We start from the raw sequence: 25,945 nt of genomic DNA, 5'->3' as shown, positions 1-25,945 counted from the left end.
GCTCTTTTCTCTGGACGCTGAGCATGTCCGCCGCGGCCGGATCGGCGCTTGAGGCACAGGCGCGCCTCGAGCCTGTGCCCTTCGCGGCGCTTGCGGGTTGGGCAAAGGACGATCACGCCGCCGCCTACCATGCCTTCCTGCGCTCCTGCCGGGCGCTCGACGCCAGTGCCTCTGCATTACGCCCGGCGCAGGCACCGCAGGCGGATCTCCTCGCCATCTGCCGCGAGGCGTTGAAGACGCCGGATCCCGGCAAGACCGAGGCACGGCTTTTCTTCGAGACGCATTTCGAGCCTGTCGCGGTCACGCCGCATGCGGGCAGCGGCTTTCTCACCGGCTATTACGAACCCGAATTCCAGGGCTCGCGCACGCCCGATGCGACCTATCGCGTTCCTCTGCTCGACCGGCCCGAGGATCTCGTCACCGTTGCGCAGGGCGAAACCTTGCCGGGCCTTGAGCCGGGCCTGCAGGCCGCGCGGCGCACGGGTCGCGGCTACGAACCCTATCCCGACCGCGCCGCCATCGAGGAAGGGGCGCTGGGACCGCGCGCCAGGCCCATCGTTTTCTTAAGCGAGCCGGGCGAGGCCTTCATCATCCATGTGCAGGGCTCGGCCCGCATCCGCCTTGGCGACGGCTCGGTGATGCGGGTCGCCTATGCCGGGCGCAACGGACGGCCCTATACCTCCATCGGCCGCCTGCTGGTGCAGCAGGGCGAGATCGACCTGGAGACCATGACGCTGGCAAAGCTCATGGGCTGGCTCAAGGATCATCCGGAACCGGCCAAGGCCCTGATGCGCCGGAACGAATCCTACATCTTCTTCCGCGAGGCGAGCGAGCTCGCCCCGGAGGACGGGCCCATCGGCGGCGCCGGCATCCCGCTCGTTCCCGGCCGGAGCCTTGCGGTCGACCGCTCGCTCTGGGCCTACGGCCTGCCGATCTGGCTCGATGGGCAGCTGCCCTTGACGCTCGACACGGCCGAGCCCCTGCAGCGGCTGATGATCGCGCAGGACACGGGCTCGGCCATCGTCGGGCCGGCGCGAGGCGATTTCTTCTTCGGCAGCGGCGAGGAGGCGGGGCGTCGCGCCGGGCTCCTGCGCCATCCCGTACGCTTCGTGGTCCTGCGGCCGAAACCCCGTTCATGAGCAAAGGCCGCCGTACCCGCCAGCTCAGCTCCGAGGAGAAGCGGCTCTGGTCCCATGTGGCCCGGAACGTCAAACCCATGAAGGGCAAGCTGCCGCCGCCCGAGCCGGAGCCCGAGGAAAAGCCTGCGACGGCACCCGCTCCGCTTGCCGTCGCACCGAGCCTGCCCCCTCTTCCGCCTCCCGCCAAACCGGTCATGCCGCCGCTCGCTCCCGTAGAGCGCAAGACGCTCCAGGCCCTGCGCCGCGGCCGCAAGGATGTGGACAGCGTCATCGATCTGCACGGCATGCGCCAGGAGCAGGCGCATTTCGCCCTCCTGCACTTCCTCCACCGGGCGCAAAGCTCCGGCTACGGGCTCGTTCTCGTCATCACCGGCAAGGGCGGCGCGGCGGCCGGGTTCGGCATTTTCGAGGAGCGCGGGGTGCTCAGGCGCATGGTGCCGCACTGGCTGCGCCTGCCCGATCTGCGGCCCCTGGTGATCGGCTTCGAGGAGGCCTCTCCCCAGCATGGCGGATCCGGTGCAATCTATGTCAGGCTCCGCCGGCGGCGGGGTGCGGGATCGGGCGATGACTCCCTTCGGTGAACGGGTGCGGCAGCTGCGCCGCGAGCGCGGGCGGATGCTGAAGGACATGGCCGCGCATCTCGGCGTGTCGAGCGCCTATCTTTCGGCGCTGGAACGCGGCGAGCGCGGCAAGCCGACCTGGACGCTGATCCAGGGCGTGCTGCAGTACTTTCACATCATCTGGGACGAGGCCGACGAGCTCACCCGCCTCTCCGATCTCTCCGATCCGCGGGTGAGGATCGACACAGCCAACACCGACCCCAAGGCCACCCTGCTCGCCAACCGCCTGGCGCGGGAAATCCGCACGCTGACGCCGGAGGAGCTGGAGGCGCTGCTCGCGGTGCTCGACCGGGCTCAGGAGCGGGAGCGAGGGGCTGTTATAGAAGAGCATCCCCTCTCCCGCTCAGAGATGGGATGAGGGGCAACTCGCAAGATCGGAGTGCTGCCTTCATCCAGAAAGCACGACGCGGATACCGCGTATCACCTCTCCCGGTGGGGAGAGGTCGAGCGCAGCGAGGGTGAGAGGGAGAGTGCTCTCCGGAGAGGACACTAACCCCTCACCCGCGCCTCCGGCGCGACCTCTCCCTCAAGGAGAGGTGGGCCTGCGTCTGACTCAAGCATTGCTCACCCAGTCAGACCGCTGCGGCGCCTCAGTCCTTGACCTCCCCTGCCCCGGATGCGAAAGCGCCCCGTCATTTCATAACCCCGGTGGCTCATGTCCCAGACCCGTATCGACGTCCTCACTCTCGGCAACGCCATCGTTGACGTGCTCGCCCATACGGACGAGGCCTTCCTGCTGCAGAAGAAGGTGCACAAGGGCGCCATGCAGCTCATCGACGAGGCGCGGGCGGAAGAGCTCTACGGCGATATGGGCCCGGCGGTGATCGTCTCGGGCGGCTCGGGCGCCAACACCGCGGCGGGCGTCGCCTCCTTCGGCGTCAAGGCCGGCTTCATCGGCAAGGTGAAGAACGACGAGACCGGCAAGCTCTTCGCCCACGACCTTAGGGCCATCGACGTGCATTACGACGTGACGCTCGCCGAGGACGGCCCCGCCACTGCCCGCAGCTTCATCCTGGTGACGCCGGATGGCGAGCGCACCATGAACACCTATCTCGGCGCCTGCCAGAACCTGACGCCCGACGACGTCAACCCGGAGACGGTGCGCGCTTCGAGCATCGTCTACCTCGAAGGCTATCTCTGGGATCCGCCGGCGGCGAAGGAAGCTTTCCGCAAGGCCGTGAAGATTGCGCACGAGGCCGGCAACAAGGTCGCGCTCACCCTCTCCGACGCCTTCTGCGTCGACCGCTACCGCGACGAGTTTTTGGGCCTCATGCGCGACGGCAGCCTCGACATCCTCTTCGCCAATATCCACGAGCTGCAGAGCCTCTACGGCACGTCCGACGCGGACACCGCCTTGGCTGCGTTGCGTGAGGAAAACGTGCTCGGCGCGATCACCCGCTCGGCCCAAGGAGCGCTGATCGTGACCCACGGCGAGACGAAGGCCGTGCCCGCCTTCCCCGTCGAGCGCGTGGTCGACACCACCGGCGCCGGCGACCTCTTCGCCTCCGGCTTCCTCGCCGGCCTGGTGAAAAACCTCGACCTCGCCGATTGCGCCCGCCTCGGCGGCCTCGCCGCCGCCGAGATCATCAGCCACCTCGGCGCCCGGCCGCAGGCGAATCTGCGCGACCTGGCGCAGCAGGAAGGGTTGTTGGGCTGATGTTACGCGACGCGCTCTTCCCTCCCCCTTGCGGGGAGGGATCGAGGGTGGGGGTCGAAAAGTCAGAGCGTTGCGCTTCGTAAATTTCTCGACGTCATCACCGGCCTCATGCCGGTGATCTCGATGAGGAGTAGCGCAGCGCTCTTCACAACGGGCTGGCCGGCACCAGGCCGGCCATGACGTAAAGAGTGTGCCTCAAGGGTCTCACCCGGTCGAACCACCCCCACCTCCGACTCCTCCCCGCGAGGGGGAGGAGAAAATGCGCTAATCCCCTCCCGTGCGCCCAAACCAGATGCTGAGCAGGGCGGCGAGCGCGACGAGCGCCAGGAAGCCGTTGAAGATCACCAGCAGGATCGGCGGGATGCGCTTCACATCGGGCTGCGGCGGCTGCGAGCCCGTGAACACCTGACGCCACACGGCGGCCGCGAAGCAGAAGGCGCTGAAGAACACCAGGATCGAGCCGGTGGAGACGATCATCCAGTCCGGCACGACGCCCTCGAGCAGCTTCTTCGCGCCGATGCCGGACGCAAGCGCGGCAAGCCCGGTGCGCACCCAGGCGGCATAGGTGCGCTCGGCGGCGAAGACCGTGCGGTTGGCGGCCAGTTCCGTGCGCCGGTCGGCGCTGTCCTTCATCTGCACGCTGGCTGTGGCGGTGGTCTTGGCGGCGGCCTGCGTGTGCTCGGCTGCCTCCTGCGTCTGCTCGGCGGCTTCCTGGGTCTGCGCCGCCGCTTCCTTCGCGTGCTCGGCGGTTCGCTTGAGTTTTTCCTCGACCGGCGGTGTCGTCATGCATCCTCCTCGGAGGCACAACGCTCACGGTTCGGAAAAGGTCGTCACAGCCGCCGCAGCGCCACCGTCTCGATGCGGTGGCTTGGGCCCTTTTTCAGGATCAGGCTCGCCCGCTGGCGGGTGGGCACGATGTTGTCGCGCAAGTTCGGCAGGTTGATCCGGTTCCACAAGCCGTCGGCGGTGGCGATCGCCGCGGCCTCCGGCAGTTCCGCATAGCGCCGGAAATAGGACAGCGGATCGCGGAAGGCGGTGTGGCGCAGGCGCAGGAAGCGGTTGACGTACCAGCGGTGCAGGTCCTCCTCGTCCGCGTCGATATAGACCGAGAAGTCGAAGAAGTCGGAAACGAACGGAATGGCCGTTCCGTCCTTGGGCATGCGGGCCGGCTGGAGCACGTTGAGCCCTTCGACGATGAGGATGTCCGGCCGGTCGACCACGGTTTCCTCGCCCGGCACCACGTCGTAGACGAGGTGGGAATAGAGCGGTGCCTTCACGTTGCGCTTGCCGGCCTTGATGTCGGCGAGGAAGTGCAGGAGCTTGCCGGTGTCGTAGCTCTCCGGAAAGCCCTTGCGCTCCATGGACCCGAGCCGCGTCAGCTCGGCATTGGGCAGGAGGAAACCGTCGGTGGTGACGAGGTCGACCTTCGGCGTGTTGGGCCAGCGGGCGAGAAGCGCTTTGAGCACGCGGGCGGTGGTGGATTTGCCCACCGCCACCGAGCCCGCCACGCCGATGATGTAGGGCACCTTTTCCTGATGCTCCGCGAGGAGGAAGCGCTGGGTCGCCTTGAACAGCCCCTGCGTCGCCGCGACGTAGAGGGACAGAAGGCGCGAGAGCGGCAGGTAGATCGCCGCGACCTCGTCGAGCGAGATCGGGTCGTTGAGGGATTGCAGCTGCACCACCTCGTCGGCGGCGAGCGTCATCGGCGCATCGGCACGCAGCTTCGCCCATTCGTCGCGCAGGAAGGTGCGGTAGGGCGACAGCCCGTCATCGTCCTCGTCGGCGGACATCAGGTTGGGCTGGTCCATGCGAACCACCTCTTTCCATTTAGGTCCTGCGCGCGGCCTTCTCCGCAAGACCCGACTGCGCCGTGCGGCGCTCCAGTTCGGCCATGACGTCAATTAGAGGAATGTTTGCGCCCTGCAACACGACCAAAAGATGATACAGCACGTCCGCCGCTTCCGCCGTGAGGTTCTGCCGGTCGCCCTCGACGGCGGCGATGACGGCCTCCACCGCCTCCTCCCCCAGCTTCTTGGCTGCCCTTGCGGGCCCGCCGGCGATGAGCTTGGCCGTATAGGATTCGGCTGGCGGCGCCGCAGCGCGCTCGGCGACGATGCGGGCGAGGTCGTTGAGGGTGAAGGAGGTCATATTTGCACTAGCCCGGCAGCGTTACGACGAGAGGACCGTTACGGGTGGCGACAACCGTATGCTCGTATTGGACTGTTGGCGCGCGCGGGTCACTGAGCAGGGTCCACTCATCATCGCCGTCTGTTGCCCAGTTCGCACCCAGCGAAAGAAAGGGTTCGACCGTAAAGACGATGCCCTCATTCATGATCCGCCGCTCCGAGCGATCCGGCCAAGTGGGGATTTCCCCCGGCTCTTCATGAAGAGAGTAGCCAATGCCGTGGCTCGCCAGGTTACGAACCAGGGTATAACCGTTCTTATGCGCAAACTTCCCGATGGCCTGACCGATTCCTGCAATCGGTTTGTCAGCGCCGACCTGACGCAAACCGACCCACATCGCGCGCCGTCCGTCCCGGCATAGCCTCTTCATGGCATTTGTGGTCGGCGGGACTGCGAAAGAGGCGCCGGTATCAGCATAGACGCCGTTCTTTTCCGCCGAGATATCGATGTTGATAAGGTCGCCTGCCTCGATCCGGCGAGATCCGGGAATGCCGTGGGCGATCTGCTCGTTCACGCTGATGCAGGTTGCACCCGGAAAGTCATATGTCAGTTCCGGACCGGGCCGAGCGCCAGCTTTCTCGAGAAATTGACGACCGATCATGTCGAGCTCCGCCGTCGTCATTCCGGGCTCCAGCGTCGCAGCCATGGCCTCAAGGGTATTGGCGACGATCTTGCCGATGTCCTGGAGCTTGTTCAAATCATCCTCGCTGGAGATCGTCATTCAGTAAAACCCTTATCTTATCTGGGATGGTCGACTGCGATTACCACGAAAAACCGCGTTCAATGCCGATTGGCCGTGGCCTGCGCCGGTTCGTCCAGCCGCATCCTCAAGCCCCTCTCCGCCATGTAGCTCTTCGCCTCCCCGATCGTGTGCGTGCCGAAATGGAAGATGGAAGCCGCTAGAACGGCGCTGGCATGGCCGTTTTCGACGCCGTCGACAAGATGGTCGAGATTGCCGACGCCGCCGGAGGCGATGACCGGCACGGAGACCGCATCCGCAATGGCGCGCACGAGCGCGAGGTCGTAGCCTCCCTTGGTGCCGTCCCGGTCCATGGAGGTGACCAGAAGCTCCCCTGCCCCGAGCGCCGCCACCTGCCGGGCGAAGGCGATGGCGTCGATGCCGGTGGCGTTGCGCCCGCCATGGGTGAAGATTTCCCAACGCGGCTCCTCGCTTGTCCCCGAGACCTTCTTCGCGTCGATGGCGACGACGATGCATTGGTTGCCGAATTTTTCCGCCGCCTCGCGCACGAAATCCGGGTTCTTCACCGCGGCGGTGTTGATCGAGACCTTGTCGGCGCCGGCAAGCAGCAGCCTGCGGATGTCCTCGACGGTCCGCACGCCACCGCCGACGGTGAGCGGCATGAAGCAGGCCTCTGCGGTGCGCCGCACCACATCGAGCAGGATCCCCCTCGCCTCGTGGCTCGCGGTGATGTCGAGGAAGCAGAGCTCATCGGCCCCGGCCGCGTCGTAAGCCTTCGCCGCTTCCACGGGATCGCCCGCATCGACGAGATCGACGAACTGCACGCCCTTCACGACGCGCCCGTCCTTGACGTCAAGGCAGGGGATGAGACGGACTTTGAGCATCAGGCGGATTCCTTACGAACCGCTTTCAGTAGCGCCAGCGCCTCCTGCGGGTCGATGCGGCCGTCATAGAGGGCGCGGCCGGAGATGGCGCCGTTCAGCACGGCGCAATCGGCTTCCGTAAGCCGCTCGATATCGGCCATGGAGGCGAGGCCGCCCGAGGCGATGACCGGGATCGAGACGGCGCGGGCAAGGCCCAAGGTCATCGGGAAGTTGAGGCCCTTCAAAATGCCGTCGCGGGCGATGTCGGTGTAGATGATGGCGGCAACGCCCGCATCCTCGAATCTCCGGCCGAGCTCCTCGGCCGAGAGGGTCGAGGTCTGGGCCCAGCCCTCCACGGCGACGAGCCCGTCCTTGGCGTCGATGCCGACCGCGATCTTGCCCGGATGGAGACGGGCGACCTCGCGCACGAAGGCGGGATCGCGCACGGCGGCTGTGCCGATGATGACGCGGGACACGCCCTTCGCCAGCCAGCCCTCCACGGTCTTCATGTCACGGATGCCGCCGCCGAGCTGTACGGGAATCTTGACGCGCGTCAGAATCTCTTCGACGGCGGAAGCATTCATCGGCTTTCCGGCGAACGCTCCGTCAAGATCGACCACGTGCAGCCACTCGAAGCCCTGACGTTCGAAGATCGCGGCCTGGTCGGCCGGATCGTCGTTGAACACGGTCGCCTGATCCATGTCGCCCTGAACGAGGCGGACGCAGCGGCCGTCTTTGAGGTCGATGGCAGGATAAAGGATCACGGGCGCCACCTTAAAAAATTGGCGATGAGCCTGAGGCCGAGAGCCTGGCTCTTCTCGGGGTGAAATTGCGTGCCGACGAGATTGTCCCGCCCGACGATGGCGGTGACCGGACCGCCGTAATCGGCGGTGGCGACCACGTCGCCTGGATCGCTAGGCGTCAGCGCGTAGGAATGCACGAAATAGGCGTGCAGCCCGTCGGGACCGGTGGGAATGCCGTCGAGCAGCGGGTGCGGCTTCGCCAGTTCCAGCGTGTTCCAGCCCATATGCGGAATCTTGAGCGACGGGTCGCTCGGCGCGATCGCCTTCACGTCGCCGTGGATCCAGTCGAGGCCATAGCTCGTGGTGTGCTCGAGGCCTCTTGTGGCCATGAGCTGCATGCCGACGCAGATGCCGAGGAAAGGACGCTTGTCCTCGTGCACCCGCCGCTGCAGCACCTCGACCATGCCGGGCACCGCATCGAGACCGCGGCGGCAATCGGCGAAGGCGCCGACGCCCGGCAGCACGATCCGCTCGGCTTTTGCGACGAGATCCGGGTCGGAGGTGACGGCGATGGAAAGATCGAGCTCCGCCTCGCGCGCGGCGCGCTCGAAGGCCTTGGCGGCGGAGTGCAGGTTGCCGGAGCCGTAATCGATGATGACGACGCTCACCGGGGACGCTCCGCATCGGGGAAGAGGCCGATCACCGGCTCCGACCGCCTGGGAGTCGACAAGACGGCCGAGGGCGCCGGGCTGCGGGGCAGGGCGGCGGGCCTCGCCTCGAGCCAGCGGGCGAAGGCCCTGGCCTCGGCCTCGTCCCGGTCGGCCGCCGTCACTGCATCGACCATGGGACGGCCGCGGCGCGTCAGGGTCCAGCGCCTGAGGCTGTTGGCCTCGAGTCCGATCAACACCTGCAGCAGGAGTTGCGCGATCGTGCCGGCGAGGGGATGCACGTCGAGCACGGCCATGAGGCCCCCGAAGGCGACGACGAGGACCAGCACGCCGATGCCGGCAAGCCAGAGCCGGTGGTAGAAGAACCACAGGAAGGTGAAGAAGAAGGCGCCCCAGGAGAAGGCGTCCTTCACCAGCTCGGACTCGTCCAAGGCTGTCGGATCACCCGGCCGCGCATCGCGTGCCAAGTGCAGGGTAAAGGTGGTCATGGCGACGTTCCCTCTCGAGCATCGGACTGGATCCCAAAAGTGGGTCCACTTTTGGGATCCAGTCCGATGCTCCACTCTTTAAAGAGCGCATCGTTCGGAGCGGACCCAGAGGGCCGCGTCAGCGAAAACCGGAACCACTTTTCCGCACGATGCGCTAGCCCCGTCCGGAGAAGTGGCGACAACGGTCCCGCCGGACGGCCTTCTCTTGCTTAACTAGAGCGTACCCTTGGTGGAGGGAACGCGGCCCTCTTCCCTCGGGTCCAGTGCCACGGCCTGACGCAAGGCTCGTGCCAGGCCCTTGAAGCAGCTTTCGGCGATATGGTGGCTGTTCTCGCCGTAGAGCGTCTCCACATGCAGCGTCAGGCCCGCATTGATGGCGAAGGCCTGATGGAACTCGCGCACCAGCTCGGTGTCGAAGACGCCGATCTTTTCCGTGGGGAAAGTGGTCCGGAATACGAGGAAGGGGCGGCCCGATATGTCGAGCGCAACGCGCGTCAAGGTCTCGTCCATCGGGAGATGGATGTCGGCATAGCGCGTGATGCCCTTTTTATCGCCAAGCGCCTTGGAGATAGCCTGGCCGAGCGCGATCCCGGTGTCCTCTGTCGTATGATGCTGGTCCACATGCAGGTCGCCAGTCACCTTCACGGAGAGGTCGAAGTGACCGTGTCGGGCGAACAGTTCGAGCATATGGTCGAGGAAGCCGACCCCCGTGGAGATCTCGGCCTTGCCGGTGCCGTCGAGGGCAATCGACACGGCGACATCGGTCTCGGCGGTGCGACGGCTGACGCTCGCGGAGCGCATCATCAAAATCCTCTGCGGAACAAGTGACGAGGCCTTCTAGCAAGCCGCGACGAGAAACGCCACCCGCGTTGCTTTTGCCCGATGAATGATTAAGTCAGGCCTTGAAACGGCCCTTAGCGCCCCCGATCCTTCCCGCCTGCCGGAGTCCTTTTCCCGTGTCCGAAGACGCCACCCCCCGCATGCATGCCACCACGATCCTCATGGTCCGCAAGGGCGGCCGCGTCGTCATCGGCGGCGACGGTCAGGTGAGCCTGGGGCAGACCGTGGTGAAGGGCAACGCGAAGAAGGTCCGGCGTCTCGCCAAGGGCGGGGTGATCGGCGGCTTCGCCGGCTCGACGGCCGATGCCTTCACCCTGTTCGAGCGCCTCGAGGCCAAGCTCGAGCAATATCCGGGCCAGCTCACCCGCGCCTGCGTCGAGCTCACCAAGGACTGGCGCACCGATCGGTACCTGCGCCGCCTCGAGGCGATGATGCTGGTGGCCGACAAGGATGTCGGCCTGCTCCTTTCCGGCGTTGGCGACGTGCTGGAGCCGGAAAACGGCATCATGGCCATCGGCTCCGGCGGCAATTACGCGCTCGCCGCCGCGCGGGCGCTTGCCGATTCCGCCATGGATGCGGAAGCCATCGTGCGCCGCTCGCTCGGGATCGCCGCCGAGATCTGCGTCTACACGAATGCGAACATCGTCATCGAAACGCTTGACGAACATTGACCACCCGCATGGCCGTCCTCGGGACAAGTCCGGGGATGACGATCACCCTTTGAGCCAAGACATCTCATGACCACGTTTTCTCCCCGCGAAATCGTTTCCGAACTCGACCGCTACATCGTCGGCCAGAACGACGCCAAGCGCGCGGTCGCCATTGCCCTGCGCAACCGCTGGCGCCGGCAGCAGCTCGAAGGCGCGCTGCGCGAAGAGGTGGCGCCGAAGAATATCTTGATGATCGGCCCGACGGGCTGCGGCAAGACCGAGATTTCGCGCCGTCTCGCCAAGCTCGCGGGCGCGCCCTTCATCAAGATCGAGGCGACCAAGTTCACGGAGGTCGGCTATGTCGGCCGCGACGTGGAGCAGATCGTGCGCGATCTCGTCGAGATCGGCATCGGCCTCGTGAAGGAGGAGCGCCGCCGCCAGGTGCAGGCCAAGGCGCATATCGCGGCGGAAGAGCGTGTGCTCGATGCCCTCGTCGGCTCGACGGCCAGCGCCGCCACCCGCGATTCGTTCCGCCGCAAGCTGCGCGCCAACGAACTCGACGACAAGGAGATCGAGGTCGAGCTGCAATCGGGCGGAGGGCAGGGGATGCCGATGTTCGAGATCCCCGGCATGCCCGGCGCATCGGTGGGCGCGATCAACCTCTCCGACATGTTCGGCAAGGCCTTCGGCGGCGGACGTGCGAAGACCCGCCGCACCACCGTGAGCGAGGCCTATGAGCCGCTCGTCATGGAGGAGGCCGACAAGCTGATCGATCAGGATGCCATCGTCCAGGAGGCTTTGCGCCAGGTCGAGAACAACGGCATCGTGTTCCTCGACGAGATCGACAAGATCGCCGGCCGCGAAGGCCGCACCGGCGCCGACGTCTCGCGCGAGGGCGTGCAGCGCGACCTGCTGCCGCTGATCGAGGGCACGACGGTCTCGACGAAATACGGGCCGGTGAAGACGGACCACATCCTCTTCATTGCATCCGGTGCCTTCCACGTGTCGAAGCCGTCCGACCTCTTGCCCGAACTGCAGGGCAGGCTGCCGATCCGCGTCGAGCTTTCGCCGCTGACGGTGGAGGATTTCAAGCGCATCCTCACCGAGACCGAGGCGAGCCTCATCAAGCAGTCGGTCGCGCTGATGCAGACGGAAGGCGTGAGCCTGGTCTTCACGGACGATGCCATCGATGCGCTCGCGCAAGTGGCCGTCGACGTGAACAACTCGGTCGAGAACATCGGCGCGCGCCGCCTGCAGACGGTGCTGGAGCGCGTGCTCGACAACGTCTCCTTCACCGCACCCGACCGCTCGGGCGAAACGGTGACCATCGACGCCGCTTACGTGCGCGGCGAAGTGGAGAGCTTGGCGAAGAACACCGACCTGAGCCGGTTCATATTGTAGCGATATACGCGCTGTCATCCCCGGCGGCCGTAAGGCCGGGAAGGGGATCCACGATCAGGCACAGTGCTATGGATTCCCTTCCCCTTCGCTGCGCTCCGGCCGGGAATGACACCACCACCGTCATCCCCGGACTTGTTCCGGGGATCCACGTCTTTGCGCCGCAGTAGTTTCCAAGACGTGGATGGCCGCAACAAGTGCGGCCATGACGAGAGGTTGGTGGAACCACCCTCCCGATTCGCGACTTGCATCGGGATGAATCCGGAGTTGGAAGACCTGAAGCACAAGGCACTGGCGATCCACCAGCGCCTCTGCGCGGTCTACGAGTGTCCGATCCCCTATTTTCACAATCTCGATCCGGTGAGCGAACTGGTCTCGTCGCTCCTCTCCCACCGCACCCGCAACGCGGATTCGGGCCGTGCCTTCAAGGCGCTTAAAGCACGCTACCCCGATTGGCAGGCAATGACGGAAGCGCCGACGGCAGAGGTGGAGGAGACGATTCAGGGCGTGACCTGGCCCGAGCAGAAGGCACCGCGCCTGCAGGCGGTTTTGCGCGCCGTTTCGGAACGTCACGGCAGGCTCTCGCTCGACTTCCTCGGCGCCATGCCGGTTGCGGAAGCGCGGGCGTGGCTCGAGAGCATTCCCGGCATCGGGCCGAAGACGAGCGCGGCCGTGCTGTCGTTCTCGGTGCTGCGCAAGGCCGCGCTTCCCGTCGACAGTCACCATCACCGCGTCGCCCAGCGCACCGGGCTCATTGCGCAATCGATGAATGTCGGGCCGTCCCATGTGGCGCTTGCCGCGCTCCTGCCGGGGGATTGGGATGCGCAGGCGGTTTACGACCACCACGAAGTCATGATGATCCACGGCCAGCGCTGCTGTTTCTTCACGAGCCCGGCCTGCGGGCGCTGCGCCATTCTTGATCTCTGCCCGACCGGGCAGGGAAGAATGCATGGAAACACGGACGAGCGGCGCGCCGCGCGCCGCAAGGATGGGGCCCCGGTTCACGATCCGGGCTCCTCACGTTCCCGCGAGACATGACTCAAAATTCCTAGGATACGGAACGACTTGCAGCTCTGCGGCGTTCGCTATTCCAAGATTGGAGGAATTGTCCCATGCGTAAATTCTTCATGGCTGTCGCGGCCACGGCTGCGCTCGGCGCCCTTGGCCTCACCGCTCCGGCCTCGGCCGCTCAAACGCAGACCGCGCCCGTGAGCGAACTGGTCGCAGCGATCCAGGATGGCACGGTGCAGGCCGAGTACGTGCAACGCCGGGGCGGCGGGCGCCATGTCTCGCGCGGCGGCGGGTATCGTGGCTCTCGTAATGTCTATCGCGGCGGCGCATATGGCGGCCGCCAGGTCTATCGCGGCGGCGTGTACCGCGGTGGTCCCTATGTGAATCGTGAGAATTATAGGCGTCGGTATTATGGCGGGCGCTACTACGGCCCCCGTTACGGCTATTACGGTTCGGGCTATAACTACGGCTATGGCTCGGCAGCCGCTGCCGGCGCCATCGGTCTGGCGACGGGAGCCATCGTCAGCGGCGCCATCGCGCAGTCCAACAATGCCGTCTCCTACTGCGCTCAGCGCTTCCGGTCCTACGATCCGGGCTCGGGCACCTATCTCGGCAATGATGGCCGTCGCCATCGCTGCCCGTAGGAATCGGATGAGCGGATGAACGAAGCGGGCCATTCGGCCCGCTCCTTTTTTGGCTTGGTTCGTAAGGCTTACTTGGCCGCGATGACGGCGATCTCGACCTTGAAGGCGGGGGCTGCGAGCTTCGCCTCGACGGTGGCGCGGGCGGGGGTGTTGCCGGCCGAGACCCAGGCATCCCACACGGCGTTCATTTCCTGGAACGTGCTCATGTCGGTGAGCCAGATATTGACCATCAGGAGTTTCGACTTGTCGGTGCCGGCTTCAGTCAGCAGGCTGTCGATGATCGCGAGGATTTCCTTGGTCTGCTCGGTGACGCTTTGCCCGGCGCTCTGGTTGGCGACCTGGCCGGCGAGGTAGACCGTGTTGCCGTGAATGACGGCGCCGCTCATGCGCGGGCCGGGCTTGATGCGTTGAATCGTCATGGAATGTCCTTGTGCCTTTCCAGAACCAGCGGTTTGCCTTTTTCGGGGGCAGGGGGGCTCAGGTCAAGCGCATCCTGCCCGAATTCAATAAAGACTCGTACGCTGCCGTCCCGGCAGTTCCTTGTCGTAGGCGTCGCCGCCAACCTCGTTATCCGACAGGGCCGCGAGGATCCGGCCGGCGCTCGGCAGCGAGCCGCGCGCCACATGCTTTTGCGGATTCCACAGTTCCGAGCGGAGGATCGCCCGGGCGCATTGGAAGAACACTGCCTCCACCGTGATCGCGATCACCGATCGCGGTGCTTTGCCGTCGACGGAGAAGCTCTCCAGCAGGGAAGGCTCGACCGAGATCGCCGCTCGGCCATTGACGCGCAGGGTCTCGCCGATGCCGGGGATCAGGAACAGCAGGGCGACGCCCGGATCGCGCACGATGTTTTTGAGCGAATCGATCCGGTTGTTGCCGCGCCGGTCGGGCAGCAGCAGGGTCTTCTCGTCCTGGACGCGCACGAAGCCCGGCCCGTCGCCGCGCGGCGAGCAGTCGAGCCCCTCCGGCCCCCGGGTGGCGAGCGCCAGGAAGGGTGAGGCCTCGATCAGGGCGCGGTATTCGGGCACGATCCGGTCCGTCTCCTTCAGGAGCGAGCCCTTGTTGACTTCGCCGTAGAGGGATTCGAGGTCGGCAATGGTGGTGATGAGGTGCGACATGTCTCGTTGAGGGGGCCCTGGGGCCGGAACCCGTCCAGGGATCGTGATTTGACAATCCGCACTCTGGTGCAACTGCATGGCGTCAGGCAAGTCCGAAAGCCTCTCGCCGCCGGGCTGATGTGAAAGGCGTGTATGAGAAGCGTTCAAGGCGGAGCCGCACCGGAAGCTGCAGCCTCACAGATCGCGATCCGGAGCCGCGAGATCCGTCTGGTGACAGGCCTCGTGCTCGGCGCTTTTCTCCTCACCCATTTCAGCAATCACGCCCTCGGCCTCGTCTCGGTCGAGGCGATGGAGGTGGGCCGCGCCTGGTTCAACCGCCTGTGGCGCAACCCGGTCGGCACGGTTCTGCTCTATGGATCGATCCTGGTACATTTCCTGCTGGCGCTGCTGGCGCTCTACCGGCGGCGGACCCTGCGCATGCCGTTGCGCGAGGCGGCGCAGCTGGCCTTAGGCGTGAGCCTGCCCTTCCTCCTGATCGCCCATGTGGTCGGGACCCGGATCGAATGGGCCCTGACCGGGCATGATTCCGGCTACCCGGAAGTGGTTCGCAATCTCTGGGTCCTCAATCCCGACATCGGTGCCCGTCAGGCCATCGCCCTGGTCATCGCCTGGCTGCACGGCTGCCTCGGCATCTATTTCTGGCTGCGCCCGAAACCCTGGTTTTCCAGCGCGGCGTTGATTCTCTATACCGGGGCCATCCTCGTACCCGTTCTTGCGCTACTCGGCTTTGCGGAGGCGGGGAGGGACATGGCCGAAGCGCCGGAGCGGTTTGGCCAGAATCCGGCTGCCGCTCCCGCCGACTTCCTGCCGATGGCCGGACCTGTCCTTTATGCGCTCTTCGGGGGGCTGCTCGCGGCCACGGTGGCGGCCCGCTTTATCCGCAGCGGATTGTTGTGGTCGCGGCGGGTGCGGGTCTTCTATCCCAACGATCAGGTCGCCACCGTGCCGCTCGGCTTCAGCGTGCTGGAAGCCAGCCGCATCGCCGGCATTCCGCATATCTCCGTCTGCGGCGGGCGCGGGCGCTGCTCGACCTGCCGGGTCCGGGTGCTCGAAGGCCACCATCGCCAGCCGCCGCCGACTGCCCAGGAGCGCGGCACGCTCGCGCGCATCAAGGCTGGTCCCAATGTGCGGCTCGCCTGCCAGTTCCGGCCGACCCACGACGTGTCCGTCGTGCCGCTCCTGTCGACGGGCCGCAACGGCGTGACCTCGCTCGTCCGCAGCGGCCGCGCCCAGGGACAGGAGCAGGAGATCGCGGTCCTGTTCTGCGACCTGCGCGGCTTCACGACTCTTGCCGAGCGGCGCCTGCCCTTCGACACGGTCTTCATCCTAAACCGTTATTTCGAGGCGGTAGGCGAATCCGTCGAGGACGCGGGCGGCTATATCGACAAGTTCATCGGCGACGGGGTGCTCGCCCTCTTCGGCCTGCGCACGACGCCGCAGCAGGCGGCACAACAGGCGCTCGATGCCGCGCTCCGGATCAAGGCGGCGCTCGCCCATCTCAACGAGGAATACGAGAGCGAATTCGAGCGTCCCTTAAGAATCGCCATGAGCCTTCATGCCGGCCCCGCCATCGTCGGGCAGATGGGCTACGGCCAGGCCACCAGCCTCACCGCCGTCGGCGACACCATCAACGCCGCAAGCCGCCTGGAGGGCCTCGCCAAGGAGCTCGACGTGGAGCTCGTGATCTCCGAAGACCTCGCCACCCGCGCCGGTCTCGACCTCTCCGACCGCGACCGCCAGATCGTGCAGATCAGGGGGCGGGCGGCGCCTTTGGGGAGCTGGATCATCCCGCAGGCGGATAGTCTGGGGCGGTGATACAAAAGAGCAGGATTTGTCAAAGGCCTTCTGCTTAAGGTTGCCTCAACAACCTCGAAGCGGGTGCCGCATGATGGAACAAGCCATCTCTGAAAGCTATGCCGGCCGCCTCACGCGGGTGTCCGCCTATATCCACGATCATCTTGATGAAGAGCTCAGTCTCGATATGCTTGCCGAGATTGCGTGCCTTTCGCCTTATCACTGGCATCGGATCTACCACACCCATTTCGGTGAAACGGTTACTGCCACCGTCCGGCGTCTGAGACTACAGCGCGCGGCCGCCGATCTCGCCCATACCGACAGGCCGATTGCGAAGGTTGCGGAACGAGCGGGCTATGACAGCCAGGCCTCGTTTACGCGGGCCTTCAGCGCCGCTTTCGGATTGCCGCCCGCCAAGTACCGCGAGATCGGCAGTCACTCGGTTTTCAAATCCCCCATGCCTGAAGGAGCTAACGTCATGTACGAGATCGGCACCACGAATGTTCCTGCTATGACCCTGATCGCGGTCGAGCATCGCGGTCCCTACATGAATATCGGCAAGAGCTTCGACCTACTCTTCACGATGCTAGCCCAGCGCAGTCTGATCCGGCCGGACCTACGCATGGTCGGCGTTTATCTTGACGATCCGACGAGCGTTCCAGAACAGGAATTGAGATCGCAGGCTGGCGTCGTTGTGCCTGAATCCATGACCGTCGATGCGCCGCTTTTCATAGCGCAGCTCCAAGGCGGCGATCATGCGGTGCTCAAGTACAAAGGCCCCTACGGCGACATGCGCGCGGCCTACGACTGGCTCTTCGGCCAATGGCTTCCCTCATCGGGACGCGAGGCTGCAGACGCCCCGATCTTCGAGGAATATCTCAACAGCCCGCGCGATACGCCGCCGACCGAGTTGCGGACGGATATCTATCTTCCGTTGAAGTGAGGCTTTCCGTGCGAGGCTGGTTCACACCTCTCGGCCTCATCCTGAGGAGCCGCGTCAGCGGCGTCTCGAAGGAGGATCCAGAGTGCACTGGAGGCGCCCTGATCCTTCGAGACGGATTGCTCGCGCAATCCCCTCAGGATGAGGGCTTAGGTTCGTGCAAGTCTTTGAGACAATAAAAAAGCGCGGCCGAAGCCGCGCCTTCTTTGTTCTTATTCAGGCTTGATACAATTACTCCCCAGCAGCCTTCTGCTGATCGCGCTGGGCGCGCTCGGCGTCGCGTTCGGCCTTGAGCTGCTCGGTGATGTCCTCGCCGGTCTCCTGGTTGACCACCTTCATGGAGAGACGGACCTTGCCGCGCTCGTCCATGCCGAGGAACTTCACCTTCACCTTGTCGCCCTCTTTCACCACGTCCGTGACCTTGCCGACGCGGTTCTTGGCGAGCTCGGAGATGTGGACGAGGCCGTCGCGGGAACCGAAGAAGTTCACGAAGGCGCCGAACTCCATCACCTTCACCACCGTGCCCTCGTAGATCACGTTGACCTCGGGCTCGGCAACGATGGAGCGGATCCAGTTATAGGCCGCCTTGATCGACTTGCCGTCGGCGGAGGCGATCTTGATGAGGCCGTCGTCGTTGATGTCGATCTTGGCGCCGGTCTTCTCCACGATTTCGCGGATGACCTTGCCGCCCGAACCGATGACTTCGCGGATCTTGTCGACCGGGATCTGCATGGTCTCGATGCGCGGGGCATGCTCGCCGAGCTCGGCGCGCGGCGCGGTGAGCGCCTTGTTCATCTCGGCAAGGATGTGCGTGCGCCCGGCCTGAGCCTGCTCGAGCGCCACGCGCATGATCTCTTCCGTGATGCCGGCGATCTTGATGTCCATCTGGAGCGAGGTGATGCCCTGCTCCGTGCCGGCCACCTTGAAGTCCATGTCGCCGAGGTGATCCTCGTCGCCGAGAATGTCGGACAGGACCGCGAAGCGCTCACCCTCGAGGATGAGGCCCATGGCGATGCCCGCCACCGGACGGCGCAGCGGCACGCCCGCATCCATCAGCGCCAGCGAGGCACCGCAGACGGAGGCCATGGAGGAGGAGCCGTTCGACTCGGTGATCTCCGACACGACGCGGATCGTGTAGGGGAAGTCGTGGGCCGCCGGCAGCATCGGGTGGATGGCGCGCCAGGCAAGCTTGCCGTGGCCGATTTCGCGGCGGCCGGGCGAGCCCATGCGGCCCGTCTCGCCGACGGAATAGGGCGGGAAGTTGTAGTGCAGCAGGAAGGTTTCCTTGCGGGTGCCTTCGAGCTGGTCGATGAACTGCTCGTCCTCGCCGGTGCCGAGCGTGGTCACGACCAGCGCCTGGGTCTCGCCGCGGGTGAACACGGCCGAGCCGTGGGTGCGCGGCAGGATGCCGACTTCCGACTGGATCTGACGGACGGTCTTGAGATCGCGGCCATCGATGCGGGAGCCGGTATCGAGGATGTTCCAGCGCACGACCTTGGCCTGGGCTTCCTTGAAGACGGCCTTGACCTTCTCAGGCTCGAAGCGGGCCTCGCCCTCGGCCGGGCAGAGAGCCTCCATCACGCGTGCCTTCACGGCATCGACGGCGGTGTAGCGATCCTGCTTCTTGGTGAGCTTGTAGGCTTCGCGCAGATCCTTCTCGGCGATCTCGAGAACGGCCTTTTCCACCTCGGACACGTCCGCAGGCTGGTAGTCGCGGGGCTCCTTGGCGGCCTTCTCGGCGAGGCGGATGATGGCCTCGATCACCGGCTGGAAATGCTTGTGGCCGAACATCACGGCGCCGAGCATCACGTCCTCGGCCAGTTCCTTCGCCTCGGATTCGACCATGAGCACGGCGTCGGCGGTGCCGGCGACCACGAGGTCCAGGGAGGTCTGGTCCATCTCCTGCAGCGGCGGGTTCAGCTTGTACTGGCCGCCGATATAGCCGACGCGGGCAGCGCCGACCGGGCCCATGAAGGGCACGCCGGACAGCGTCAGGGCCGCCGAGGCGGCAACCATGCCGACGATGTCGGGATCGTTCTCGAGATCGTGCGAGAGCACGGTCACGACGACCTGGGTGTCGTTCTTATAACCCTCGACGAAGAGGGGGCGGATCGGGCGGTCGATGAGGCGGGAGACCAGGGTCTCCTTCTCGGTCGGACGGCCTTCGCGCTTGAAATAGCCGCCCGGGATGCGGCCGGCGGCATAGGTGCGCTCCTGGTAGTTCACCGTGAGCGGGAAGAAGTCGAAGCCGGGCTTCGGCTCCTTGGCCGAGACGACGGTGGCGAGAACGGTGGTTTCACCGTAGGTGGCGACGACGGCGCCGTCGGCCTGGCGGGCCATCTTGCCCGTCTCGAGCACGAGTTTGCGCCCGGCCCAGATCAGTTCTTCGCGTTGAATGTCGAACATGTTTGACGTCTTTCATGACAGCAGGAGCGGGGGGCTCGATGCCATGAGCAAGACGGCAAGGAACTCCGAAAACGGCACAGGCCGCTCTCACAAGTCCCTTGCGATCCTGCCATGGTCATCGCGTCAACCGCCTCCTTAGAGACCACCGGGATTGAGATCCTCACGGTGTCGAGCGGCCTCAGGCCATGCCTTCGCATCCGCTCTATTTTCGGTTGGGCATGATCTGATCGAAAAATCGGATTCCACTTTTTCGGATCGTGCCCGGAGGGCCGTCCGGAGCCGGGCTCCGGACGGAAGTTGTTTCAAAAAGCTTAGCGGCGGATGCCGAGCTTCTCGATCAGCGTGCGGTAGCGGCTCTCGTCCTTCTTCTTCAGATAGTCGAGAAGCGAACGGCGCGACGACACCATCTTCAGGAGGCCACGACGGGAATGGTTGTCCTTCGTGTGGCTCTTGAAGTGGCCGGTCAGGTTGTTGATACGCTCGGTGAGAATGGCGACCTGCACCTCGGGGGAGCCGGTATCGCCAGCCTTCTGGGCGAATTCCTTCACAAGCGCGTTCTTGCGCTCAGCCGTAATCGACATCGTCAATCCTTTCAGGTTGGTTTTGTCAGGAGACCTTCGCCTTCAGGGCTTCAGGTCAGGGGCCTCCGGAAGGGCCGGGCCGGGATGTCGTCCAGCGCGGTCCGAACTCGGACGCGTCTTTCGAAGCATGAGCCGTCGAAAAGATGGCGCACCATACACGAAAAGCGTCCGAGCGCCAGAGAAATCGTTTTTCCCAAGCGGAGCAATGGGATGGGCCGGTTTGGAGTAGGATCGACCATTTGCAGGATGAGGCGCTATTCCCCTCCCTCCTTGTGGGGGAGGGCCAGGGAGGGGGGCTGGCGCCGGAGCTTGATAGGTTCGCGCTCACACCCCGCTCCAACTCTCCCGCGCCGCAAGTCGGGTGTTTTCTCAGGCAGGCCTGAGAGGGGTGGGGAGGGTCCCAGTGCTCTATTCTGTACTTGATCCCTGATCTCCGCTGCGCTTCGTCCAGGATGACGTGCTTCAAACGCCCAGATTGAACACCCGGTGAGGCACGAGCTCGCCGCGCTCCACGTCGCCGACGGCGACGAGGATCCCGTTGCAGGTGGCGTAGACCTTGCCGGAGAGCGGCGCCTCGCGTCCGCGCAGGATGATCGACTGGCCGCGCATCAGTCGCCCGGCCATGTCGCGGCTGACCGCGATCGACGGGATCTCGCTCAAGGCCGTCTCCACCGGGCGTAGCGCTGCCGGATCGGTGGCGATGTCATCCACGGTGACCGCCTCGTGCTCAGTGAACGGTCCGACGCGGGTGCGCCGGAGCGCCGCGATATGCCCGAGGCAGCCGAGTGCGCGGCCGAGATCGCGGGCAATGGCGCGCACATAGGTGCCCTTGCCGCAATCGGCCTCGATCACCGAGCGGTTGCCTGCGTGGTGGATCAGGGACAGGCGGTCGATCTCGACCGTGCGCGCCTGCAGTTCCACCACCTCGCCATCGCGGGCGAGGTCATAGGCGCGCTCGCCGGCGATCTTGATCGCGGAAAAGCGTGGCGGCACCTGCTGCACCTGCCCGGTGAAGCGGGGAAGATGGGCCTCGATCTCGGCCGGGTCCGGCAGCTTGTCCGTCCGCTCGACCACCTCTCCCTCGGTGTCGTCCGTGGTGGTTTCCTCACCCCAGGCCACGGTGAAGACGTAGGATTTGCGCCCGTCCATGACGAAGGGAACCGTCTTGGTCGCCTCCCCCAGCGCGATCGGCAGGATGCCGGAGGCGAGGGGGTCGAGGGTGCCGGCATGTCCCGCCTTCTTGGCGGAGAGGCCGCGCTTGACGACGGCGACCGCATGGGTCGAGGTCATGCCGACGCCCTTGTCGAGGATGATCCATCCGTTGACGTCGCGCTTCTTGGGCCTGTCCCCCTGGGGGCGCCGCACGGGGCGATCTTCGATCATGAATCCTGCTCGTCCTTGTCGTCCTCGGGCACGGCGGGGCCGGGTCTGCCTGTATCGCGGGCCACCCGTTCCGTGCGGAGCAGCGCGTCGATCCGCGCGGCCTCGTCGAAGCTCTCGTCCCGAAGGAAGCGCAGGTCCGGAGCGAATTTCAGGCTCACCCGACGGGCGACCTCCTGGCGCAGGATCTTCTTGTTCTTGTCCAGCGCCTTGATCACGGCCGCCTCGTCCCGGCCGCCGAGCGGCATGACATAGGCTGTCGCCAGCTTCAGGTCCGGCGACATGCGTACCTCGGGGATGGTGATGACGTTTTTCGTCAGCACCTCGTCCTGCAGGTCTCCCCGCGAGAGGACCTCGGCGAGCGCATGACGGATAAGCTCGGCCACGCGCTGCTGGCGCTGGGTGGGTCCGGCGGTTTGTTCGAAACGTTTGGCCATTGTCTTAAATCTCCGGGATTGGACCGGATCGATCAAAAGGGATCATGGCCGGGAGCGACCCGGCCATGACGATCGATAGGCGATTGTGGGACGAAAACGGAGGCTTTTTTACAGCGTCCGCTTCACTTCTTCCACGCGGTAGCACTCGATGAGGTCGCCAACGCGCATGTCCTGGTAGTTCTCGAAGGACATGCCGCATTCCTGGCCCGACGTAACCTCGCGGGCGTCGTCCTTGAAGCGCTTGAGCTGCGAGAGCCTGCCTTCGTGGATCACCACGTTGTCGCGGATCAGGCGGACATGGGCGCCGCGCTGGACCACGCCGTCGAGGACGCGGCAGCCGGCGATCTTGCCGACCTTGGACACGTTGAACACCTCGAGGATCTGCGCCTCGCCGAGCCGCTCTTCGCGCAGCGTCGGAGCGAGCAGGCCGGACATGGCCGCCTTCACGTCATCCACGAGATCGTAGATGATGTTGTAGTAGCGGATCTCGATGCCGGCGCGCTCGGCCGCCTCACGTGCTTCCTTGTGGGCACGCACGTTGAAGGCGAGGATGATGGCGCCCGAGGCTTCCGCCAGGGTGACATCGGATTCCGAGATGCCGCCGACGCCGGCCTGGACGATCCGGGCTGCAACTTCATCGTTGCCCACCTTCTCCAGCGAACCGATGATGGCTTCCGCCGAGCCCTGCACGTCGGCCCGGACCACGAGCGGGAACTCCTTGCGGCCGGCTCCGGCCTTGAGGTCGCGCATCATGTCGGCGAGCGTCCGTCCGGACGAGCCCATGCGGGCCGCCTGACGCTCGCGCTTCTGGCGGGTGCGGTACTCGGTGACCTCGCGGGCACGGGCTTCCGACTCGACCACCGCCACGCGGTCGCCGGCCTCGGGCGTGCCGTTGAAGCCCAGGACCTCGACCGGAACCGAGGGACCGGCCTCCTTCACGTTGGCGCCGAGATCGTTGATCAGGGCGCGCACGCGGCCCCATTCGGCGCCGGCCACGACGATGTCGCCGGTGCGGAGCGTGCCGCGCTGCACGAGCACGGTGGCCACGGGACCACGGCCGCGATCGAGCTTCGCCTCGATGACGGTGCCTTCCGCCGAGCGCTCGGCATTGGCCTTGAGCTCGAGGATCTCTGCCTGCAGCTGGAGACCTTCGAGAAGGGTCTCGAGACCGTCGCCCGTCTTGGCGGAGACCTCGAATTCCAGGGTTTCGCCACCCATCGACTCGACGACGATGGAGTGCTGCAAGAGCTCGGTGCGAACCCGCTGCGGGTTGGCATCGGGCTTGTCAATCTTGTTGATCGCCACGATCAGCGGCACGCCGGCCGCCTGCGCGTGGTTGATTGCCTCAACGGTCTGCGGCATGACGCCGTCATCGGCCGCCACCACCAGCACCACGATATCCGTCACCTTGGCGCCGCGGGCGCGCATGGCCGTGAAGGCCGCGTGGCCGGGCGTATCGATGAAGGTGATCTTGCCGCCGAGCGGCGAGGTCACCTGATAGGCGCCGATATGCTGCGTGATGCCGCCGGCTTCGCCCGAGACCACGTTGGTCTTGCGGATCGCGTCGAGCAGCGAGGTCTTGCCGTGGTCGACGTGACCCATGATGGTCACGACCGGCGGACGGGTGACGAGGTTCTCGTCAACGTCCGGCGTATCGAAGAGGCCTTCCTCGACGTCCGATTCCGCGACGCGCTTCACCGTGTGGCCGAGCTCCTCCGCGACGAGCTGCGCGGTATCGGCATCGATCACGTCGGTGATCTTGTGCATCTCGCCCTGCTTCATCAGGAACTTGATCACGTCCACGGCGCGCTCCGACATGCGGTTGGCGAGCTCCTGGATGGTGATCGTCTCAGGAATCGTCACCTCTCGGGCGATCTTTTCCTTCTGTTCCACCTGGCGGTGGCCCATGAGACGCTGATTGCGGCGGCGGAAGGAGGCGAGCGAGCGGGTGCGCTCGTCCTCGCCCGAGGTCGCGTTGGCCAGGGTCAGACGGCCGCGGCGCTTTTCCTCGCCGGGAGCGGTCTTGGGCGTCTTCGGCAGGGCCGCGGGCTTGGCCGCGACGCCGGGACGACGGATGGTGCGTGCACCCTCCTCCTCGTCCGCCACGACGGCGCGGGCTGCGACGGGAGCAACCGTGCGGACATTGGGCTTTGCCGTTTCCGGATCGGGCGCGACCGGCGCGGCAGGGCGCGCCATATGGTTCAGGCTCGGCGGACGGCCGCCCATGGTGCCACCACCACTGCGTTGACCGCCATAGCCGCCCGTACGCGGACCGTCCGAGCGAGGTCCCGTACGCGGGCCGTCGAAACGGCCGGCAGGACGGGGACCATCGGAACGGGGCCGGTCGGAGCCGGGTCCACGACCGGCCGGAGCCGGTGCGGAAGACTGGCGCGGGGCCTCTTCGCCCAGGCGGCGGCGGGCCTCGTCCTCGGCGCGGCGCTTGCGCTCATCGTCCTGGCGGCGGCGCTCGTCTTCCTCGCGCTTGCGGGCCTCGGCAGCTTCACGGTCCTTGGCCTCGGCGGCCTCGCGCTCGGCGCGGCGGGCATCCTCTTCGACCTGCCGCTTGCGATCTTCCTCATCGCGGCGGCGCGCATCGACGAGCGCATTCATGCGCGCATCGCGCTCCTGTTCGGAGAGCGTCTGCAACACCATGCCGCCGGAGCGAGGCGTATTCGGAGCGTTGTTGCGCTGCGGACGTCCGCCCTGAGCCGGAGCCGCCGGCTTCGGGCTCGCCGCCGCCGTCTTGGGCGCAGCGGCGGGAGCCGCAGCCTGCTGCGGCGCGGGTCTCTCGTCCTTGGCCCCGTTACCGGGACCGACAGCAGGGCGACGCTTGACCGTCTCCACCACGACCGACTTCGACCGGCCATGGGAGAAGCTTTGGCGCACCACGCCCTGTTCGACGGGTCGCTTCAGAGAAAGCGTCTTGGACGACACGTGGAGAGTCTTGTCGCCCTGGTTTTTCGTATCAGTCATTCCGCCTCAGTTCCTGCGGGTTTCAAAATCGTGGGTTCGCCGGTCCCGTTTCCGAGGCCAGTTTGATCGGCGTCGGTGCCGCGAAAAGAGCGGTAACGATGCCAGCGGTTCAGAAAGCCGTCGCTCCCAGCGCCCGCGACGAGGGCAGCATGTATCACATGTGACCGGCCTAATGCCAAATCCAATTCGTCAATCGACAATTCTTGGATGACCGGAAAGCTAGATATTGCCTCGCCGAGGCGTTTTCGCAACTGGTTCGCCAATTTTCTTCGCCCATCTTCGGCCGCTTCTGCGGCATGAATAAGGGCAACGATGGGCTTATCCGTGATGGCCGACTCGACCTTATGGAAGCCGGTGGTCACCGATCCGGCCTTGTTGGCGAGCGAAAGGCCCTGGCGCAGATCCTCCCGGAGGAGGGATTCGATGTCCGCGGCGAGGGTTTCGGAAGCCCTGGCCTCGGTCTTGAAGGCGCGGGAGAAGAGGCGACGTTTGGCCGCCTCCTCCACCTTGTCGAAACGGGCCGTGACCCAGACGCCTCGGCCCGGCAGCTTGTGCCGGAGATCGGGCACGACCTGATTGTCGGGCCCGAGGACGAAGCGGATCAGTCCCGCGGGGCTCTGAGCCTCGCGGGTGACGATGCAAGTGCGCTCCGGTTCATGCCGCGGCACGGGTGCTGACCTCGCTTCGAGCTTCGGACCCAAAAGTGGACCC

Annotated in this window: 27 protein-coding genes; 10 read left to right on the top strand and 17 right to left on the bottom strand. The window is 65.7% G+C overall.

The annotated features are described in order from the left end of the window. Positions 1 to 23 precede the first annotated feature (23 nt). From mltA to BB934_RS12845, 4 genes are all read left to right on the top strand, one after another. Positions 24 to 1,139: a murein transglycosylase A gene (mltA, locus tag BB934_RS12860; RefSeq protein ID WP_237050270.1), complete on the top strand. Its 1,116-nt coding sequence runs from the start codon at positions 24 to 26 to the stop codon at positions 1,137 to 1,139. After that, positions 1,136 to 1,720, top strand: coding sequence for a Smr/MutS family protein (locus BB934_RS12855; protein WP_099509979.1), 585 nt, complete (start codon positions 1,136 to 1,138; stop codon positions 1,718 to 1,720). The genes mltA and BB934_RS12855 overlap by 4 nt, the downstream gene beginning before the upstream one ends. Beyond that, on the top strand, positions 1,704 to 2,117 hold the full coding sequence (locus tag BB934_RS12850; RefSeq protein ID WP_099509978.1) for a helix-turn-helix domain-containing protein: 414 nt from the start codon (positions 1,704 to 1,706) through the stop codon (positions 2,115 to 2,117). The genes BB934_RS12855 and BB934_RS12850 overlap by 17 nt, the downstream gene beginning before the upstream one ends. 297 nt (positions 2,118 to 2,414) lie before the next feature. Beyond that, positions 2,415 to 3,416, top strand: coding sequence for an adenosine kinase (locus tag BB934_RS12845; protein ID WP_099509977.1), 1,002 nt, complete (start codon positions 2,415 to 2,417; stop codon positions 3,414 to 3,416). Positions 3,417 to 3,680: 264 nt separating this feature from the next. Here BB934_RS12845 and BB934_RS12840 read toward each other — a convergent pair whose 3' ends face one another. The 9 genes from BB934_RS12840 to hisB all read right to left on the bottom strand — a co-directional run bounded on the left by BB934_RS12840 (position 3,681) and on the right by hisB (position 9,863). Beyond that, a complete protein-coding gene (locus BB934_RS12840) occupies positions 3,681 to 4,202 on the bottom strand; it encodes a YidH family protein (RefSeq protein WP_099509976.1) in 522 nt (173 codons plus the stop codon). 44 nt (positions 4,203 to 4,246) lie between these two features. Further along, positions 4,247 to 5,224 (bottom strand): type I pantothenate kinase, encoded by a 978-nt coding sequence (coaA, locus tag BB934_RS12835; protein WP_099509975.1) that lies wholly within the window; start codon positions 5,222 to 5,224, stop codon positions 4,247 to 4,249. 19 nt (positions 5,225 to 5,243) lie between these two features. Further along, positions 5,244 to 5,564, bottom strand: a complete 321-nt coding sequence (locus BB934_RS12830; RefSeq protein ID WP_099509974.1) for a phosphoribosyl-ATP diphosphatase — start codon at positions 5,562 to 5,564, stop codon at positions 5,244 to 5,246. A gap of 7 nt (positions 5,565 to 5,571) precedes the next feature. Beyond that, positions 5,572 to 6,321, bottom strand: a complete 750-nt coding sequence (gene map, locus BB934_RS12825; RefSeq protein WP_099509973.1) for a type I methionyl aminopeptidase — start codon at positions 6,319 to 6,321, stop codon at positions 5,572 to 5,574. A 59-nt stretch (positions 6,322 to 6,380) separates the two neighbouring features. Beyond that, positions 6,381 to 7,184 carry an imidazole glycerol phosphate synthase subunit HisF gene (gene hisF, locus BB934_RS12820; protein WP_099509972.1) on the bottom strand — a complete coding sequence of 268 codons (804 nt, stop codon included), beginning with the start codon at positions 7,182 to 7,184 and terminating at the stop codon, positions 6,381 to 6,383. Further along, complete coding sequence (gene hisA, locus BB934_RS12815; protein ID WP_173909451.1) at positions 7,184 to 7,936, bottom strand: 1-(5-phosphoribosyl)-5-[(5-phosphoribosylamino)methylideneamino]imidazole-4-carboxamide isomerase; 753 nt, start codon at positions 7,934 to 7,936, stop codon at positions 7,184 to 7,186. Before hisA ends, hisF begins: the two co-directional genes overlap by 1 nt. Continuing rightward, a complete protein-coding gene (hisH, locus tag BB934_RS12810; RefSeq protein ID WP_099509970.1) occupies positions 7,924 to 8,574 on the bottom strand; it encodes an imidazole glycerol phosphate synthase subunit HisH in 651 nt (216 codons plus the stop codon). The genes hisA and hisH overlap by 13 nt, the downstream gene beginning before the upstream one ends. Beyond that, on the bottom strand, positions 8,571 to 9,062 hold the full coding sequence (locus BB934_RS12805) for a DUF2628 domain-containing protein (RefSeq protein ID WP_099509969.1): 492 nt from the start codon (positions 9,060 to 9,062) through the stop codon (positions 8,571 to 8,573). The genes hisH and BB934_RS12805 overlap by 4 nt, the downstream gene beginning before the upstream one ends. Before the next feature lie 213 nt (positions 9,063 to 9,275). Next, complete coding sequence (gene hisB / locus BB934_RS12800) at positions 9,276 to 9,863, bottom strand: imidazoleglycerol-phosphate dehydratase HisB (protein WP_099512820.1); 588 nt, start codon at positions 9,861 to 9,863, stop codon at positions 9,276 to 9,278. A 179-nt stretch (positions 9,864 to 10,042) separates the two neighbouring features. Between hisB and hslV the strand changes: the two genes are divergently transcribed. The 4 genes from hslV to BB934_RS50900 all read left to right on the top strand — a co-directional run bounded on the left by hslV (position 10,043) and on the right by BB934_RS50900 (position 13,605). Further along, entirely contained in the window at positions 10,043 to 10,573 is a 531-nt protein-coding gene (gene hslV / locus BB934_RS12795; RefSeq protein ID WP_099509968.1) for an ATP-dependent protease subunit HslV, read from the top strand. Between the two features lie 66 nt (positions 10,574 to 10,639). Then, on the top strand, positions 10,640 to 11,953 hold the full coding sequence (hslU, locus tag BB934_RS12790; RefSeq protein ID WP_099509967.1) for an ATP-dependent protease ATPase subunit HslU: 1,314 nt from the start codon (positions 10,640 to 10,642) through the stop codon (positions 11,951 to 11,953). A gap of 252 nt (positions 11,954 to 12,205) precedes the next feature. Then, positions 12,206 to 12,988: an endonuclease III domain-containing protein gene (locus BB934_RS12785; RefSeq protein ID WP_099509966.1), complete on the top strand. Its 783-nt coding sequence runs from the start codon at positions 12,206 to 12,208 to the stop codon at positions 12,986 to 12,988. Positions 12,989 to 13,062: 74 nt separating this feature from the next. Then, the gene (locus BB934_RS50900) at positions 13,063 to 13,605 is read left to right on the top strand and encodes a BA14K family protein (RefSeq protein ID WP_237050269.1); all 543 of its coding nucleotides are present in this window, start codon (positions 13,063 to 13,065) and stop codon (positions 13,603 to 13,605) included. A 68-nt stretch (positions 13,606 to 13,673) separates the two neighbouring features. On the opposite strand, the gene BB934_RS12775 is transcribed toward BB934_RS50900, so the two are convergent. Then, positions 13,674 to 14,024, bottom strand: coding sequence for a RidA family protein (locus tag BB934_RS12775; RefSeq protein ID WP_099509965.1), 351 nt, complete (start codon positions 14,022 to 14,024; stop codon positions 13,674 to 13,676). Positions 14,025 to 14,108: 84 nt separating this feature from the next. Beyond that, positions 14,109 to 14,723: a pyridoxamine 5'-phosphate oxidase family protein gene (locus tag BB934_RS12770; RefSeq protein WP_099509964.1), complete on the bottom strand. Its 615-nt coding sequence runs from the start codon at positions 14,721 to 14,723 to the stop codon at positions 14,109 to 14,111. A gap of 132 nt (positions 14,724 to 14,855) precedes the next feature. Between BB934_RS12770 and BB934_RS12765 the strand changes: the two genes are divergently transcribed. Then, complete coding sequence (locus BB934_RS12765) at positions 14,856 to 16,538, top strand: adenylate/guanylate cyclase domain-containing protein (protein ID WP_162299159.1); 1,683 nt, start codon at positions 14,856 to 14,858, stop codon at positions 16,536 to 16,538. A gap of 73 nt (positions 16,539 to 16,611) precedes the next feature. After that, positions 16,612 to 17,460 carry an AraC family transcriptional regulator gene (locus tag BB934_RS12760; RefSeq protein ID WP_099512814.1) on the top strand — a complete coding sequence of 283 codons (849 nt, stop codon included), beginning with the start codon at positions 16,612 to 16,614 and terminating at the stop codon, positions 17,458 to 17,460. 228 nt (positions 17,461 to 17,688) lie between these two features. On the opposite strand, the gene pnp is transcribed toward BB934_RS12760, so the two are convergent. From pnp to BB934_RS12725, 6 genes are all read right to left on the bottom strand, one after another. Next, entirely contained in the window at positions 17,689 to 19,863 is a 2,175-nt protein-coding gene (gene pnp / locus BB934_RS12755; protein WP_099509963.1) for a polyribonucleotide nucleotidyltransferase, read from the bottom strand. A gap of 311 nt (positions 19,864 to 20,174) precedes the next feature. Next, positions 20,175 to 20,444 (bottom strand): 30S ribosomal protein S15, encoded by a 270-nt coding sequence (gene rpsO / locus BB934_RS12750; RefSeq protein ID WP_099509962.1) that lies wholly within the window; start codon positions 20,442 to 20,444, stop codon positions 20,175 to 20,177. A 462-nt stretch (positions 20,445 to 20,906) separates the two neighbouring features. Further along, positions 20,907 to 21,827, bottom strand: coding sequence for a tRNA pseudouridine(55) synthase TruB (gene truB / locus BB934_RS12740; protein WP_099509960.1), 921 nt, complete (start codon positions 21,825 to 21,827; stop codon positions 20,907 to 20,909). Further along, a complete protein-coding gene (rbfA, locus tag BB934_RS12735) occupies positions 21,824 to 22,261 on the bottom strand; it encodes a 30S ribosome-binding factor RbfA (RefSeq protein WP_099509959.1) in 438 nt (145 codons plus the stop codon). The genes truB and rbfA overlap by 4 nt, the downstream gene beginning before the upstream one ends. A gap of 108 nt (positions 22,262 to 22,369) precedes the next feature. Beyond that, the gene (gene infB, locus BB934_RS12730) at positions 22,370 to 25,234 is read right to left on the bottom strand and encodes a translation initiation factor IF-2 (protein ID WP_099509958.1); all 2,865 of its coding nucleotides are present in this window, start codon (positions 25,232 to 25,234) and stop codon (positions 22,370 to 22,372) included. Further along, positions 25,231 to 25,902 (bottom strand): RNA-binding protein, encoded by a 672-nt coding sequence (locus BB934_RS12725; RefSeq protein ID WP_099512812.1) that lies wholly within the window; start codon positions 25,900 to 25,902, stop codon positions 25,231 to 25,233. Before BB934_RS12725 ends, infB begins: the two co-directional genes overlap by 4 nt. Positions 25,903 to 25,945 lie beyond the last annotated feature (43 nt).

It is taken from the genome of Microvirga ossetica (genome assembly GCF_002741015.1).
Lineage (GTDB): Bacteria > Pseudomonadota > Alphaproteobacteria > Rhizobiales > Beijerinckiaceae > Microvirga > Microvirga ossetica.
The sequence above is the reverse complement of the archived record's forward strand: the minus strand, read 5'-3'. Positions and strand labels throughout refer to the sequence as shown.

Bases quoted from the DNA above. Each gene is read 5' to 3' on its own strand.
- mltA (WP_237050270.1), top strand. From the start codon at position 24: ATGTCCGCCGCGGCCGGATCGGCGCTTGAGGCACAGGCGCGCCTCGAG.
- BB934_RS12855 (WP_099509979.1), top strand. From the start codon at position 1,136: ATGAGCAAAGGCCGCCGTACCCGCCAGCTCAGCTCCGAGGAGAAGCGG.
- BB934_RS12850 (WP_099509978.1), top strand. From the start codon at position 1,704: ATGACTCCCTTCGGTGAACGGGTGCGGCAGCTGCGCCGCGAGCGCGGG.
- BB934_RS12845 (WP_099509977.1), top strand. From the start codon at position 2,415: ATGTCCCAGACCCGTATCGACGTCCTCACTCTCGGCAACGCCATCGTT.
- BB934_RS12840 (WP_099509976.1), bottom strand. From the start codon at position 4,202: ATGACGACACCGCCGGTCGAGGAAAAACTCAAGCGAACCGCCGAGCAC.
- coaA (WP_099509975.1), bottom strand. From the start codon at position 5,224: ATGGACCAGCCCAACCTGATGTCCGCCGACGAGGACGATGACGGGCTG.
- BB934_RS12830 (WP_099509974.1), bottom strand. From the start codon at position 5,564: ATGACCTCCTTCACCCTCAACGACCTCGCCCGCATCGTCGCCGAGCGC.
- map (WP_099509973.1), bottom strand. From the start codon at position 6,321: ATGACGATCTCCAGCGAGGATGATTTGAACAAGCTCCAGGACATCGGC.
- hisF (WP_099509972.1), bottom strand. From the start codon at position 7,184: ATGCTCAAAGTCCGTCTCATCCCCTGCCTTGACGTCAAGGACGGGCGC.
- BB934_RS12805 (WP_099509969.1), bottom strand. From the start codon at position 9,062: ATGACCACCTTTACCCTGCACTTGGCACGCGATGCGCGGCCGGGTGAT.
- hisB (WP_099512820.1), bottom strand. From the start codon at position 9,863: ATGCGCTCCGCGAGCGTCAGCCGTCGCACCGCCGAGACCGATGTCGCC.
- hslV (WP_099509968.1), top strand. From the start codon at position 10,043: ATGCATGCCACCACGATCCTCATGGTCCGCAAGGGCGGCCGCGTCGTC.
- hslU (WP_099509967.1), top strand. From the start codon at position 10,640: ATGACCACGTTTTCTCCCCGCGAAATCGTTTCCGAACTCGACCGCTAC.
- BB934_RS12785 (WP_099509966.1), top strand. From the start codon at position 12,206: ATGAATCCGGAGTTGGAAGACCTGAAGCACAAGGCACTGGCGATCCAC.
- BB934_RS50900 (WP_237050269.1), top strand. From the start codon at position 13,063: ATGCGTAAATTCTTCATGGCTGTCGCGGCCACGGCTGCGCTCGGCGCC.
- BB934_RS12775 (WP_099509965.1), bottom strand. From the start codon at position 14,024: ATGACGATTCAACGCATCAAGCCCGGCCCGCGCATGAGCGGCGCCGTC.
- BB934_RS12770 (WP_099509964.1), bottom strand. From the start codon at position 14,723: ATGTCGCACCTCATCACCACCATTGCCGACCTCGAATCCCTCTACGGC.
- BB934_RS12765 (WP_162299159.1), top strand. From the start codon at position 14,856: ATGAGAAGCGTTCAAGGCGGAGCCGCACCGGAAGCTGCAGCCTCACAG.
- BB934_RS12760 (WP_099512814.1), top strand. From the start codon at position 16,612: ATGGAACAAGCCATCTCTGAAAGCTATGCCGGCCGCCTCACGCGGGTG.
- pnp (WP_099509963.1), bottom strand. From the start codon at position 19,863: ATGTTCGACATTCAACGCGAAGAACTGATCTGGGCCGGGCGCAAACTC.
- rpsO (WP_099509962.1), bottom strand. From the start codon at position 20,444: ATGTCGATTACGGCTGAGCGCAAGAACGCGCTTGTGAAGGAATTCGCC.
- truB (WP_099509960.1), bottom strand. From the start codon at position 21,827: ATGATCGAAGATCGCCCCGTGCGGCGCCCCCAGGGGGACAGGCCCAAG.
- rbfA (WP_099509959.1), bottom strand. From the start codon at position 22,261: ATGGCCAAACGTTTCGAACAAACCGCCGGACCCACCCAGCGCCAGCAG.
- infB (WP_099509958.1), bottom strand. From the start codon at position 25,234: ATGACTGATACGAAAAACCAGGGCGACAAGACTCTCCACGTGTCGTCC.